A 12,976-nucleotide genomic window follows, 5' to 3' on the forward strand; every position below is an offset into this window, starting at 1 on the left:
TACTATTGACCCATGCCGTCACGGGAGAATTCATGAGCAAGACCTTGCGCCGTTCACAGACCTGGTTCCAGCGCGCCTTGTGGCTGGTCGCCTTCGCCTTCGCCTGGTTCCTCATCGGGCTGGGCGGCAAGCTGGTCAACAACCTCGGCAGCGCCGAGCCCATGCCGACGCTGGACCAGTTCATCGACCAGGGGCAGGCGGCCCAGGTGCGCGCCACCCAGGACCAGGCGGATCGGGTGATCGCCGCCGCCAACGACGCGCTGGCCCAGGCCCGCCAGCAGCACCAGGTGGCGCAGGCCAACACGCGCGCTGCGGCCGAGACTTTCAGCAACTGGCTGTCCACCCGCCACGCGACGGCCCGTCCCGAGCAGGACCCGGACCTGATCGCGCGCACCCGCGAGCTCGACACGCTCAAGGCCGCCGAACGGCGCGCCCTGGCCGCCGTGCAGGAACAACAGCAGGTGCTGCTGGACGCCCAGCAGCGGCGCGAGCACGCCAACCGGCGCCGGGCCGAGCTGGAAAAACCGGCGCTGGAGGCGCTGGAGCGGGCCGTCCGGGGCCGCGAACTGCGCATCTTCCTGTACCGGCTGATGCTGACGGCGCCGCTGCTGGCCGTAGCCGGCTGGCTGTATGCGAAACAGCGCAAAAGCGCCTACTGGCCCTTCGTGTGGGGCTTCATCTTCTTCGCCGGCTTTGCCTTCTTTGTCGAACTGGTGCCCTACCTGCCCAGCTACGGCGGCTATGTGCGCTACCTGGTGGGCATCGCGCTGACGGTGCTGATCGGGCGCCAGGCCATCGTCGGCCTGCAGCGCTACCTGGCCCGCCAGCAACAGCAGGAAGCGCTGCCGGAACTGCAGCGGCGCGCCACGCTCAACTACGAGCTGGCCCTGAAACGGCTGGGCCACGGCCTGTGTCCGGGCTGCGAACGCAGCGTGGACTTGAAGGACACGACACTCGACTACTGCCCCCACTGCGGCATCGGCCTGTTCGACCATTGCGGACGCTGCAAGGTGCGCAAGGGCGCCTTCCTCAACTATTGCCAGCTGTGCGGCACCGCGGCCCGGGCAGCGGATACGCCCCCGGCCGCCGCCAGCCCCGCCCCGCCATAGAGCGGCCGGCTGGGACGGCCACTGTCGCGAAATAGTGCGAATATGTCACTAATTCTGTTGCATTGTTAACATTGCCGGGCGCAACGTAGTAAAATGACAGCCTCTTTCATCGCGCACGACCCACCGAGGCCATCATGGACACCGCACACCCGCCCCGCCGCAATACCGAAATGGCCAGCATCGTGGACCAGGCCATCGCGCTCGACGCCCGCATGGGTGCGGCCAACGCCTGGGTGTTCATGGAAACGGCACAGGTGCCGCTGACGGTCGTCAAGCGCGTGCTGGGCATGCCGGCCCAGCGCCGCAGCGCCAACCGTCCCAACTGAACGCGGCGCGCCACCAGCGCGGCCGCTTGCCGATCTATTGCAGCGTCGTCGGCTGCTGATCGTATATCCTCGACGACGGCATACTGGCCGCCGTCCTGCCCCAGAAATACGCCACCGTCATCAAGAACACCAGCAGCGTCAGTCCTTGCGTGTAGACCAGGGGAATGTGGCGCGTCTCCAGCACGTGCACGCGCGTGAACACTTCATGGATCAGGGACGCCACCACCTGGTAGTAACTGAACAGCATGGCGCTCAGGTGGATACGGAGCCAGTGGCGGCGCGGCGCCTGCCATCTGGCGCAACAGAAGCCCAGCGCCAGGCAAGCCAGCGAGACGATGGCAAATACGTGGAACAGGTGGAACGCGCCTATTTTCTGGATGCCCAGCGCACTCAGATCGGCCAGCGCCGCGCCGTACAGATACTGGCGCCCTGCCCGCTTGTGGGCGCCGTCCCCCTTGGGCTGGGACAGCACCAACGCCCCCGCGCCCAACGCATACAGGGACGCGACGGTATGCAGCCAGCCCATCGCACCGAAGTGAAATACCATACCGCCCGTCTCCTCGCCGTTTGTCCGACTTTGCCGTTGCTGGCCGGTCTGCCCGCCACTTGCCGCCAGGCGCCGAATGTTTCAAACAGATTAACGCCAGCGGGCCTTTCTGTATAGCACCGCCGGCTCCGCCACACCGCTGACATGTTGCTTGCGAGCTACACCGAGCATCCGCCGCGCTGGAGCCTGCTCAAGCAATGTGTAACAGGGGTGTAACACCGTCCAGCTCGCCCAAAAAACAGGTATATATTTCTGACTAGAAATCGCTTCAGCGTTGCCGCCCAGTCCCGTTCATCCCCCCTTCAGGACCTGCCATGCTAGCTACTTCCGCAAACGCTGTTCCCGTCCGGCCGCCATCTGCGGCGGACCAGCCCGGCGCCACCACGACCGCCGCTGCCGCAACCGCGGCCACTGCCGACTTTCCCGCCACCGCGGCCAGCGCCGTCGCTGCCGCAGCGCTGCTGACCGCCTGCGGCGGCGCCAGTCCCGGCGGCACGACCACAGCCCAGGCCACCGTGCTGGCCACCGTCGTCCGGGCCGATGCCGTGAGCGACGCCGAGTCGGCCCGCTTCCTGGCCCAGGCCGCCATGGGATGCGAGCGCCAGCAGATCGCCGCCGTGCAAAGCCTGGGCTATCAAGGCTGGCTCGACGCCCAGTTCGCCCTGCCCGCGTCCGGCACGCGCTGGGACTGGCTGGTGGCCAAAGGCTACGACGCGGCCACCTACAAGAATTCGGAGGCCGGCTTCGACGCCGCCGCCTGGCGCAAGCTGATCACGGCACCTGACACGCTGCGCCAGCGCGTCACGCTGGCCCTGTCCGAAATCATCGTGGTCGCCATCGACGGCCTGGTCGGCCTCGGCTGGCGCAGCTTCTCGGCCGCCGCCTGGCTCGACCTGCTGGAAGCCCATGCGTTCGGCAACTACCGCACCCTGCTGGGCGCCGTCTCCACCAGCGTGGCCATGGGCCAGTTCCTCACCTTCCGCGGCAACGCCAAGGCCAACCCCACCACCGGCTCCCATCCCGACGAGAATTACGCGCGCGAGCTGATGCAGCTGTTTACCATCGGCCTGGTACAGCTGAACGGCGACGGCACGCCCAAGCTGTCCAACGGCGCCCCCGTCTACACCTACGGCCCGGACGATGTGAGCGGCCTGGCCCGCATCTTCACGGGCTGGGACGTGGACCTGAGCGGCACCACCACCGCCACCCCGGACTTCATACGCCGCCCCATGCGCCAGTACCCGGCCCGCCACGAGACGGGCGCCTCGACTTTCCTCGGCCACACGGTGCCCTCCGGCCTGGGCGGCGCCGACGCCCTGCAAGCCGCGCTCGACATCATCTACGCCCACCCCAACGTGGCGCCCTTCATCGGGCGCCAGCTGATCCAGCGCCTGGTCACCAGCAACCCCAGCCCGGCCTACGTGGCGCGGGTGGCAGCCGTGTTCAACGACGACGGCCAGCACGTCAAGGGCAACCTGCGGGCCGTGCTCAAGGCCATCCTGCTCGACCCCGAGGCCCGCGCCGCCGTCCCTGCCAGCGCCACCGGCGAAGGCAAGCTGCGCGAACCGATATTGCGCTTTACCGGCTGGGCCCGCGCCGCCAAGGCCAGCTCCGCCACCGACGCCTGGGCCATCGGCAACACGTCGGACCCGGCCACGCGACTGGGACAAAGCCCGCTGCGTTCGCCCTCCGTGTTCAATTTCTTCCGGCCCGGCTATGTGCCGCCCAACAGCGGCATCGCCGCCGCCGGCCTGGTGGCGCCCGAATTCCAGATCGCCAATGAATCGTCCGTGATCGGCTACATCAACTTCATGCAGCGGGTGGTGGCGACGGGCGTGGGCGACGTGCTGCCCGACTACAGCGCCTGGCTGCCGCTGGCCGACAACGGCACCGCCCTGCTGGCCGAACTGAACACCGTGCTGGCCGCAGGCCAGCTCGGCAGCAGCACCCAGACGCTGATCGTGGGCGCCCTGAACGCCATGCCGTCCGGCACCGACGCCAGACGGCTGAACCGCGTGCGTACGGCCGTGCTGCTGGTGCTGGCCGCCCCCGAATTCCTGGTATTGAAATAGGAGGCCGCCATGACCAGCGCAAAACATCCGAACGCCTCCCGCCGCGCCTTCCTGCAGCGGGCCTCGGCCCTGTCCGCGGCGGGCGCCGCCACGCCGTGGCTGCTCAACCTGGCCGCCATGGCCGAGGCATCGGCCGCCACGGCCAGCGACTACAAGGCCATCGTCTGCGTCTTCCTGTATGGCGGCAACGACTACGGCAACACCCTGGTGCCCTACGACAGCGGCAATTACAACGCCTATGCCAGCCTGCGCCCCAACCTTGCCTACAGCCGCACCAGCCTGGGCGGCACCGTGCTGGTGCCGGCGACGGCGCCCGTCGATGCGGCCGGCTTCCAGCGCCAGTACGCGCTGGCACCGGAACTGGCGCCGCTGCTGCCGCTGTTTAACACGGGTAAGCTGGGCGTGCTGCTCAACGTGGGCACGCTGGTGCAGCCAACCACCAAGCTGCAGTACACCAACAAGTCCGTGCCGCTGCCGCCCAAGCTGTTCTCGCACAACGACCAGCAATCGTTCTGGCAGGCGTCGGCGCCGGAAGGGGCCATGTCGGGCTGGGGCGGGCGCATGGGCGACCTGTTCGTATCCGGCAATGGCAACGCCACCTTCACCTGCGTCAACGTGTCCGGCAATGCCGTTTTCATGTCGGGCAATACGGCCGTGCAGTACCAGATCACGGCCAACGGCCCGGTTCCACTGAACGCGCTGCAAAAGCCCCTGTATGGCTCGGCGGCGGCCAGCGCCGCCCTGCAATCGCTGGTGACCCAGCCCCGCACCCATTTGTTCGAGCAGGAATACACGCGCGTGACCCAGCGCGCGCTGGACGCCAATAGCATCCTCAGCGCCGCCCTGGCCAGCGGACCGGCCATCAACACGCCCTTCCCCACCAACAATAGCCTGGCCAGCCAGCTGCACATGGTGGCCAGGATGATCGCCAGCGCGCCCGCGATCGGCGCCCGGCGCCAGGTGTTCTTCGTCTCCCTGGGCGGGTTCGACAACCACGACGGCCTGGGCACGGCCCATCCCGGCCTGCTCACCAGCGTGGCCGACGCCATGGCCGCCTTCTACGCCGCCACGGTGGAACTGGGCGTAGCCGCCAACGTGACGGCCTTCACCGCCTCCGACTTCGGCCGCACGCTGACGGTCAACAACGACGGTTCCGACCACGGCTGGGGCAGCATGCATTTCGTGCTGGGCGGCGCCGTCAACGGCCAGCGCTACTACGGCGTGCCGCCGGCCGTGGCCAGCGACGGGCCGGACGACGTGGGCCAGGGCCGCCTGCTGCCAACCACGTCGGTGGACCAGTATGCGGCCACGCTGGGCAGCTGGATGGGGGTGGCCGCCAGCGACCTGCTGAGTGTGCTGCCCAACCTGAAGAACTATCAGCAGCCCATGCGCAACCTCGGCTTCGTCTGACGCGCGGCGGCACCATGTAAAAAGCCCCACATGCCAGGCATATGGGGCTTTTGTTATCTGCTCGGGAGCGGGCGGCAGTATCGCCCGCGCGCCCGATTATTGCTGCTTGCGGCGACGGGCCATGAAACCGAGCACGCCGAGGCCGGCCAGCAGCATCGCGTAGGTTTCCGGTTCCGGCACCGGCGAAATGTAGGCGCGGTAGTTGCTCAGATTATCGCCAGTGATGGAGAACGCCGTCGTCACTTTCGAGCTCCAGTGGAACAGCAGCTCGCCACCGCCCACGTGCACGGCCAGGTAATCGTAAGGATTGGCCTGTGGGGCTATCGTCGTGGAACCGTGAATGGTGTCAACAGAAGCACTGAAGGTCAGCGGCGTGGTGCTGGTCAGGCCGAACAGATGGCTGTTCTTGATAAACGAACCGATGGCGGCCGGGCTGTTCGAACCTGGGTTGCTGTTGTAGTACGCCAGTTGCACTGGCGCAGCCAGGCTGTCGGTAAAGGTGAAGGTATGGCCGCCCAGGGTGATGCTGCCGATACCGGCATTGATGGTCGGCGTTTCCACCGTCCATACCGGGGTGGAGTTGGAAGGCTTGGCATAAGCGCAGCTTGCCAGCGCCGCGCCCATGACGAACGTGGCCAGGCTCAGGTATTTTTTCATCGAAACAGTCATTGATACTCCCATCGTAATCACTACAGATTGTCTGCAGAAACGCGCTTTGGAGTTGCCGGCGCCTTGCGCAGTCCTTGTATTCTTAATGCCATTTAAGAATCTTACCATAACCGCAATACATCGTAAACTATTGCAACTAAATTAAAACACTAGACCCAGCAGCAACATAGCAACCGTCCCGAGCACGGACACGTGGACGGAGCGAAAGTGGGCAAGGCAGCCAGTGACGTCATGCTGTCGACCCAAGGCGTTCCCGCCTATCCTTGAAGAACAAAAAAAGCCCCTAAGTCATTGATTACTTAGGAGCTTCTTGAGCAACTTGGTCAAGCTTGTTCGTGTTTCTGGTGCCCGGAGCCGGAATCGAACCGGCACGCCCTTACGAGCGGGAGATTTTAAGTCTCCAGTGTCTACCAGTTTCACCATCCGGGCAGCGAGGCGAGATTTTAGCACAGCAGTGATCAAAATCACCAGTTTCCCGGGCTGAATCGGCAAGGCCCGTAAATCAGGGCAAGCATGACACTGCCCTGCGCAAGGCCGGCGACTCCCGTTTGGAAATTGACAGTCGTCCGCATCCGACCTATCTTTAAAAGACGACCCGTCGCGCGTAGATCGCACACCTATACGAACTGGCACCTGGTCGGGAACGGCTACCTTCAATCCGCAACTATTGCCGCTTTCAACCGGCATCAACGTGGGGAATGACATGGATCTGCGCACAATCACATGGGTCATAGGCCTGGTTTCCGGCGCGTCGCTTGCGCCTGCAGCGAGCGGCCAGCAGTTGCCGGCCACTGCCGCCGAACACGCTTTTGCCAGTCACCATGACGTCTCGCCTCCGCTGCGCGACATCCCGTCCTCGCCGCGCGCCGGTGGCATCTTCGCACGTGCGATCGGCCCGATTCCGATGCCATCGTTGCCGCTGCAGTACGATCCCGTGCTGCAATCGAGTGCCGGCGGCTCGCTGGCCACGACGGGCGGCATCGGCTTTGCCGGCGTGGGCAAAGGCGATTACGGCTTCGTCCCCAACGCCGCGCCGCCCGATCCCAACCTGGCGGTGGGCGCCACCCAGATCGTCCAATGGGTCAATGAATCGTTCGCCGTGTTTGACAAGAGCGGCCATATCGCCGCCGGTTTCCCCAAGGCAGGCAACAGCGTATGGAAGGGTTTCGGGGGCGGCTGCGAGGCCAACAACGACGGCGACCCGCTGGTGCAGTACGACAAAGCCAATGGCCGCTGGATCCTGACGCAATTCTCGGTCTCAACCACGCCCTATCTGCAATGCGTGGCCGTGTCGACCACGTCCGACGCGACCGGCGCCTACAACCGCTACGCCTTCAATTACGGCAACACCCAATTCCCCGACTACCCCAAACTGGGTGTCTGGCCCGATGCCTACTACATATCGTTCAACATTTTCAACAATGGGACGACGTTCGCGGGCTCCAAAGTCTGCGCCTATGACGCGGCCAACATGCGGGCCGGCACTGCGGCGACGCAAGTTTGCTTCCAGCTGTCATCGTCGTACGGCGGCCTGCTGCCAGCGGACCTGGACGGCACTACCGCGCCGCCAGGGGGATCACCGAACTACTTCATGAATTTCGGGTCGAATTCACTCAGGCTGTGGAAGTTCCATGTCGATTTTGCCACGCCGGCCAATTCCACCCTGACGGGGCCCACCACTCTCGCCGTGGCCGCCTTCACGCCAGCGTGCGGCGGAGGCAGTTGCATCGCCCAGCCTGGCACCAGCCAGCAACTGGACTCGCTCGCCGACCGTCTCATGTATCGCCTGGCCTATCGCAATCGCGGTGGCACCGAGTCCTTGCTGGTCAACCATTCCGTCAAGGTGGCGGGCAACCGGCACTCCCAGGTGACCGGGGTGCGCTGGTACGAGATCCGCAACCCGCAAGCGCCGGTGGTGTTCCAGCAGGGAACCTACTCGCCCGACAACACCAGCCGCTGGATGGGCAGCATAGCCATGGATAAGGTCGGCAATATCGCGATGGGTTACAGCGCATCGAGTGCAACGGTGTACCCCTCGCTGCGCTACACGGGCCGTGTGCCCACCGATCCCGCGGGCACCATGCAGGCCGAGAACATCTTCAAGGATGGCGGCGGCTCGCAACTACCGAACCTGGCGCGCTGGGGCGACTACTCTTCGCTGGCGATCGATCCCGCCGACGATTGCACTTTCTGGTACACCAACGAGTATCTGAAGGCCAGCGGCACCTTCAACTGGAGCACCTGGATCGGCTCGTTCAAAATGCCTGGTTGCCAGTGAAGCCCATGCCGGGTGCGCGCCTGGCTTAGGCTGGACGGCGCGCGCGTTGCACGCTGCGCCCGCCGCCGCCGCGACGGCACGGCCAGCAGCCCTATCCGACCAGCGCAAACAGATGCCATGGTCTCGCACGTTTGGTTTGCACCAGCGCAAAGAACGGTCAGTTCCACTACAATAGTTCGTAGTGGAGGACCGGTATGTCCACGCAAAAACCAGATATTCCCAAACACAACATCGACAAGGTGGTCGATGCAGGTGTTGCCCTCAAAGAAGTGTCCGGCATGCGCGCCGCGGCTGAATTCATGGCCAAACTGGGCGTGCCGGACGCCGTCATCGCACGCGTGCTGTGCGAGCCGGCATGGCGCCGCCGCGCAGCCAGCCGCGATTGACGCTGCGCTGCGGCGTGGGCGGCCAGCCGTCACGTCCCACCCGCCATCCTGAGCCTGGGCCGGTGCAGACCGGAGAGTACGACCATGGCCAGCGCCATCGCGCATGACCACGCTTCCGGACTCCAGGCCAGCGCCAGCGATGGCGCCACCGCCCGCATGCAGCGCATGGCCAGCGGCATGAGCAGCAGCATGGCCATGCCCTCCCCCAGCGCCAGCGTCAGCCACACGGACGATGACCGCCCCTGCCGCCCCGGCACCACCATCAGCAGCATCGCGGCCGAGGTGACGGGAAACAGCTGAACATGCTCCACCAGCGCCCCCAGCATGTCGGCGCTGGCGTCGCCGCACAAGGTGGCCAGCGCCATGGGCGGCACGCGCGCGAAATCGGCCGCCAGTCCGATGCCGACCACACACAGGCAACGCAGCCACTGCCGGCCCACGGGCATGGCGCTGCCGGCAGCCGCGGCGAGCGCGGCCAGCCCGGCCCAGGCCGCGTCCGGCCGCGTCCCGTGCAACCAGCCCGGCAGCACGACAGCGGCCGCAGCCACCACCGCGTAGGCCAGCGCCGTCCACAACGCCACCAGCCCGCGCGGCGCCACCGGCCGGCTCCGCACGGCAAACCGCTTCGCGGCCACAGGCCCGCCCGGCGCCATTGCGCTCAGGCCGGTTTGTCCAGCACCGCGTACCACGAGCACACCACGCCGGCCGGCGCCTTGCCGCCCGAATGAGGCACGGTGCGCACGATGGAACCGGCCAGCGCCGGCCGCTGCTCGATGCCGTTCGGCCAGGCCGGGCTCAAAAAGCCCGTGTAATCGTAGATCCACTCCTCGCCCGACACCATGCCCCTGCCCTGGAAACGGACGGCGAACGGGGCGCCGTAGGAAATGCTGCCGTTCAGCTCCAGCTCCCAGCCGGTATCGTAGATGCGGCCGCTCAACACGCCCATCGGCGCTTTCCTGATCTCGATGTGGGCCCGGCCAAATTCCAGCTGGTCGAACGGTTCGTCCAGGTTGGCGCTGTTGCGGAAGCTGCGGTAAGTCCAGATGCCGGCCAGGCTGTGTATTTCAGGTGCGAAACTCATCTTGAAGCCCTCCCCTGTCGGTGGTGGGGGCCGGGATGGCCGCCACCGTGGCGCCGCTAGTCGATGATGCGCAACGCCACCGGCTTGGCCGGTTGCGCCGGCATGACGGCGGCAAACGCGCTCTGCGGCGCCATCGACTGGCCCGGCGTGAGCGACACGACCCCTGCCCGCGAATGCAATTCCACGTGATAGTCGGCCTGCGTGCGCTCGGCCTGGCTCAGCCCATCCAGCGGGAAGAAGGTCATCACGTCCACATGGGTCAGGCAGTTGGCGCACTTGGCCACGTTGTAGCGGCTCAGGATGGCGCTGTGGCCCAGGTCGTGGCGCACCGTCTTGCCGTCGCCGCCCTTGACCAGCGCGTAGGCGCTGAGCACGAACGAGCCCTGCACTGACGTCCGGCTGACGCCGCTCACGTGCAGCTTCTGGCTGGCCATGCGCGCACTCAGGGCCGGCGCCAGCGGCGCCGCCAGGTCTTCATCGAGCGAGCCGGGAGCATACGTAAAGCCCAGCTGCTTTTCGATGTTGACGCAGTCGTTGGAGCTGTACGTGCTGCCGTCCGCTTTCTTGAACGGGCGCAGCGGCGTCGTCATGTCCAGCGTCTGGCCGGGCGCGAAGCCGGGCGTGGGCCCCTGGGAATCGCTGGCCGAGGTGCCGGCAAAACCCTGGATGATGTCGAGCTTGTCGCGCATGTTGTGCCGCTTCTGCCACAGCCAGAACATGCGGTCGATATTGCAGTGATGGAAGAAGAAAATGGGGTCCATGCCGGCCGTGTTGTTCTCGCCCATGTCGCCGTTGGCGCCGGCGATCTGGCCGTACTGGCCCTGGCCGGGAAAATCGAAGCCGCCCACCGCCAGGTGGATGGAGTTGTGCGGGCTTTCCAGCGGCGTCACCTTGCCGGGGTTGATGAGGTTCCACTGGCCGGCCGAGGTGGTGTTGGAAAACACCGTGTAGTTGGGCGCCGCCAGGCATTCCTGCAGCTTGGCGTAGACGCCGTTGGTGCTGGGATTGGGGTCGGTCACGGTGGGGGGCGAGCCACGCAGCCAGGCCCGCACGTTCTTGTTCAGCAAGCCCACGTTCTCCTGCCAGTTCGGGTACTTGGCGTTGTGCAGGGCCGTGATGTGCTGGGCTTCCGGCGTGCCCACCAGGCCCGACAGCGGATAGCGCACGGTTTCATAGCCTTTCGGCTTTTCATAGACGCGCTGGTCGCCGGGCAGGAAATCGCTCAATGCGGCGGGTAGTATAAATGAACGCAGCGGATTATCGATCTGCTTGCCGTCCAATTCAAATTTCTCTTGCGTCAGGGCGGCCGGTATGCCGTGCTTCAGTGTATAGAGGTCCGATTCATCCCAATAAGGCAGGGTCACTTCCGGCACAATACTTTGTAATGCCTCCTCCACCTTCAGCACATAAACCCGGTGCCAGGTGGGGAATAATACATTGCCGTGATTGCAATAACCGCCCCAATAGGCATAGGCATCCTCGGGTGGCAGCTGGTCGACGGCCTTGCGGTACTGGAAGGGTTCGCCATGATAGCCGGCCAGCGTGAAGAAGGAATGGGGGTGATCGGCCGGTAGCTCCTTAATACCCTTCCAGGCCCGCACCAGATCTTCCAGCGGCTTTTTGTTCCCTTTTTCGTACTCTTCCTGCAGGGTTTGGATGGACTGTCTTACCTTCATCTTATTTTGAGTCGGCATTTTAATTCCTTTCAAAACTTAAGTAATAGAAACGTCTCTCTCATCGCCAGCCGATAAAAAATAAGACTTTATTTGATGCATGTCAATATTATAATTTTTTGTTGTTGAGAGGATTTGCGTATTTTCAAGGCAAATTAAGCTGATAGCATTTCTTATATTTTTTGCCTTTTAACGGGATATTGTCATGCAAGTAAAACCGTATATTATCGGCATACTGGCCTATAACCAGGCCGACCTGCTCGACGTGGCTGTTCCCTACGAATTATTTAACTGGATGGCAACACTGGAGGCCAATCCGCCCGGCGGCGTGCCGCGCCAGGTCCGGCTGATTTCCGTCGATGGCCCGCGCGTCACCACGCGCGACGGCTTGCCGCTGGGCGAGGCGCTGCCCACGCTGGCGCAGGCCGGCCCGGTGGACTTGCTGTGGGTGCCGGGCGGCGCCCCCGCCCGCCTGGCCGAATTGATGGCCGATCTCAATTTCATGCTGTACCTGCACCAGCAAAGCGAAACGGCCGACTACATGGTGTCGGTCTGCGAGGGCGCCTTACTGCTGGCGGCGGCCGGCCTGCTGGATGGTCACCGCGCCACCACCCACTGGGCCTTCCTCGGCTGCCTGCGCAAGTTCCATGCGGTGGAGGTGGCGGCCGGCTATCCACGCTATGTGGTAGACCGCCGGCGTATCACGGGCGGCGGCATTTCGTCGGGCATGGATGAGGCGCTGCAAGTGATCGCCCTGCTGGGCGGGGAAGCGCTGGCGCGCCAGGTACAGCTGACCGTGCAGTACAACCCCAGCCCGCCGTTCCGGGATGGCGATCCCAGCGTTGCCGTGCCGCCGGTCACGTCGCCGCCCCCTTGCGACGACGGCCTGAGCCTGGCCATAGACCGCCTGTTGCGGCGCAGGACGGCCGGCTACCGGGCCACCTGAGTGCGCCTATGCGGGACCGACCCGCGGCGCAAACTGGGCGGCCGCCGGCCCCGACTGGCGCTGCGCCAGCACCGCTTTCACGGTGTCGAGCACGGTGCCGCTGTTGAATGGTTTGATGATGAAGCCCTTGGCGCCCCGTTCCACGGCCTTGCGCACGGTGGCCGCGTCATTGTGGGCCGTCACCATCAGCACGGTCGTGTCGGGCAGCAGCTCGACCAGGATCTGCAACAGGTCGAGGCCGTCGCGGTCCGGCATCTGGATGTCCAGGCAGATGATGTCCGGCTGCAGGCGCTTGGCCTGCCGCAGGCCGGCGTCGGCCGTGGACGCTTCTCCAGCCACGTCAAAGCCGTTGCCCTGCAAAATCATACGCAGCACGGTGCGGGTCAATTCATTGTCATCGATGATCAACACCGTCGCGCGCTTTTCAGTGGCCATCGCTTTATCCTCTGTAAGGTTGACATCCAGTTTTCAACATAACG

At 65.0% G+C, this 12,976-nt stretch carries 13 protein-coding genes and 1 tRNA gene; 7 read left to right on the forward strand and 7 right to left on the reverse strand.

Features of this window, described 5'->3' with window-relative positions; translation table 11 throughout:
• Positions 1-32: 32 nt before the first annotated feature.
• Positions 33-1,109, forward strand: coding sequence for a serine endopeptidase (locus tag AC3WOS_RS00360; RefSeq protein ID WP_492713736.1), 1,077 nt, complete (start codon positions 33-35; stop codon positions 1,107-1,109).
• A 134-nt stretch (positions 1,110-1,243) separates the two neighbouring features.
• Positions 1,244-1,435, forward strand: a complete 192-nt coding sequence (locus AC3WOS_RS00365) for a hypothetical protein (protein WP_492713738.1) — start codon at positions 1,244-1,246, stop codon at positions 1,433-1,435.
• Positions 1,436-1,469: 34 nt separating this feature from the next.
• Here the strand turns inward: AC3WOS_RS00365 and AC3WOS_RS00370 are convergent, their stop codons facing one another.
• On the reverse strand, positions 1,470-1,982 hold the full coding sequence (locus tag AC3WOS_RS00370) for a DUF2306 domain-containing protein (protein ID WP_492713740.1): 513 nt from the start codon (positions 1,980-1,982) through the stop codon (positions 1,470-1,472).
• A gap of 314 nt (positions 1,983-2,296) precedes the next feature.
• On the opposite strand from AC3WOS_RS00370, the gene AC3WOS_RS00375 reads away from it, so the two are divergent.
• Together AC3WOS_RS00375 and AC3WOS_RS00380 are read left to right on the forward strand one after the other, a co-directional pair.
• Positions 2,297-4,054, forward strand: coding sequence for a DUF1800 domain-containing protein (locus tag AC3WOS_RS00375; RefSeq protein WP_492713742.1), 1,758 nt, complete (start codon positions 2,297-2,299; stop codon positions 4,052-4,054).
• A gap of 9 nt (positions 4,055-4,063) precedes the next feature.
• On the forward strand, positions 4,064-5,464 hold the full coding sequence (locus tag AC3WOS_RS00380; RefSeq protein WP_492713744.1) for a DUF1501 domain-containing protein: 1,401 nt from the start codon (positions 4,064-4,066) through the stop codon (positions 5,462-5,464).
• Positions 5,465-5,560: 96 nt separating this feature from the next.
• On the opposite strand, the gene AC3WOS_RS00385 is transcribed toward AC3WOS_RS00380, so the two are convergent.
• The gene (locus tag AC3WOS_RS00385; protein WP_492713745.1) at positions 5,561-6,133 is read right to left on the reverse strand and encodes an FxDxF family PEP-CTERM protein; all 573 of its coding nucleotides are present in this window, start codon (positions 6,131-6,133) and stop codon (positions 5,561-5,563) included.
• A 342-nt stretch (positions 6,134-6,475) separates the two neighbouring features.
• Positions 6,476-6,562, reverse strand: a tRNA-Leu gene (locus tag AC3WOS_RS00390).
• Between the two features lie 274 nt (positions 6,563-6,836).
• On the opposite strand from AC3WOS_RS00390, the gene AC3WOS_RS00395 reads away from it, so the two are divergent.
• Together AC3WOS_RS00395 and AC3WOS_RS00400 are read left to right on the forward strand one after the other, a co-directional pair.
• A complete protein-coding gene (locus AC3WOS_RS00395; RefSeq protein ID WP_492713747.1) occupies positions 6,837-8,411 on the forward strand; it encodes a hypothetical protein in 1,575 nt (524 codons plus the stop codon).
• A gap of 194 nt (positions 8,412-8,605) precedes the next feature.
• Entirely contained in the window at positions 8,606-8,797 is a 192-nt protein-coding gene (locus AC3WOS_RS00400) for a hypothetical protein (protein ID WP_492713749.1), read from the forward strand.
• Between the two features lie 29 nt (positions 8,798-8,826).
• Here the strand turns inward: AC3WOS_RS00400 and AC3WOS_RS00405 are convergent, their stop codons facing one another.
• The 3 genes from AC3WOS_RS00405 to AC3WOS_RS00415 are packed head-to-tail and all read right to left on the reverse strand — an operon-like array spanning position 8,827 to position 11,572.
• Positions 8,827-9,411, reverse strand: coding sequence for a hypothetical protein (locus AC3WOS_RS00405; protein ID WP_492713751.1), 585 nt, complete (start codon positions 9,409-9,411; stop codon positions 8,827-8,829).
• 44 nt (positions 9,412-9,455) lie between these two features.
• Complete coding sequence (locus AC3WOS_RS00410; protein ID WP_492713753.1) at positions 9,456-9,878, reverse strand: hypothetical protein; 423 nt, start codon at positions 9,876-9,878, stop codon at positions 9,456-9,458.
• 56 nt (positions 9,879-9,934) lie between these two features.
• Complete coding sequence (locus AC3WOS_RS00415; protein WP_492713755.1) at positions 9,935-11,572, reverse strand: tyrosinase family protein; 1,638 nt, start codon at positions 11,570-11,572, stop codon at positions 9,935-9,937.
• Positions 11,573-11,756: 184 nt separating this feature from the next.
• Here AC3WOS_RS00415 and AC3WOS_RS00420 point away from each other — a divergent pair, with 184 nt between their 5' ends.
• Entirely contained in the window at positions 11,757-12,497 is a 741-nt protein-coding gene (locus AC3WOS_RS00420; protein ID WP_492713757.1) for a DJ-1/PfpI family protein, read from the forward strand.
• Between the two features lie 6 nt (positions 12,498-12,503).
• Here AC3WOS_RS00420 and AC3WOS_RS00425 read toward each other — a convergent pair whose 3' ends face one another.
• Positions 12,504-12,932 carry a response regulator gene (locus AC3WOS_RS00425; RefSeq protein ID WP_492713759.1) on the reverse strand — a complete coding sequence of 143 codons (429 nt, stop codon included), beginning with the start codon at positions 12,930-12,932 and terminating at the stop codon, positions 12,504-12,506.
• Positions 12,933-12,976: the final 44 nt, after the last annotated feature.

Source organism: Rugamonas sp. FW305-51, assembly GCF_058786935.1.

What these genes read in the sequence shown, in the direction of transcription:
- AC3WOS_RS00380 (WP_492713744.1), top strand. Translation starts at nt 4,064, where the DNA reads ATGACCAGCGCAAAACATCCGAACGCCTCCCGCCGCGCCTTCCTGCAG.
- AC3WOS_RS00415 (WP_492713755.1), bottom strand. Translation starts at nt 11,572, where the DNA reads ATGCCGACTCAAAATAAGATGAAGGTAAGACAGTCCATCCAAACCCTG.
- AC3WOS_RS00360 (WP_492713736.1), top strand. Translation starts at nt 33, where the DNA reads ATGAGCAAGACCTTGCGCCGTTCACAGACCTGGTTCCAGCGCGCCTTG.
- AC3WOS_RS00400 (WP_492713749.1), top strand. Translation starts at nt 8,606, where the DNA reads ATGTCCACGCAAAAACCAGATATTCCCAAACACAACATCGACAAGGTG.
- AC3WOS_RS00410 (WP_492713753.1), bottom strand. Translation starts at nt 9,878, where the DNA reads ATGAGTTTCGCACCTGAAATACACAGCCTGGCCGGCATCTGGACTTAC.
- AC3WOS_RS00425 (WP_492713759.1), bottom strand. Translation starts at nt 12,932, where the DNA reads ATGGCCACTGAAAAGCGCGCGACGGTGTTGATCATCGATGACAATGAA.
- AC3WOS_RS00420 (WP_492713757.1), top strand. Translation starts at nt 11,757, where the DNA reads ATGCAAGTAAAACCGTATATTATCGGCATACTGGCCTATAACCAGGCC.
- AC3WOS_RS00365 (WP_492713738.1), top strand. Translation starts at nt 1,244, where the DNA reads ATGGACACCGCACACCCGCCCCGCCGCAATACCGAAATGGCCAGCATC.
- AC3WOS_RS00370 (WP_492713740.1), bottom strand. Translation starts at nt 1,982, where the DNA reads ATGGTATTTCACTTCGGTGCGATGGGCTGGCTGCATACCGTCGCGTCC.
- AC3WOS_RS00395 (WP_492713747.1), top strand. Translation starts at nt 6,837, where the DNA reads ATGGATCTGCGCACAATCACATGGGTCATAGGCCTGGTTTCCGGCGCG.
- AC3WOS_RS00375 (WP_492713742.1), top strand. Translation starts at nt 2,297, where the DNA reads ATGCTAGCTACTTCCGCAAACGCTGTTCCCGTCCGGCCGCCATCTGCG.
- AC3WOS_RS00385 (WP_492713745.1), bottom strand. Translation starts at nt 6,133, where the DNA reads ATGACTGTTTCGATGAAAAAATACCTGAGCCTGGCCACGTTCGTCATG.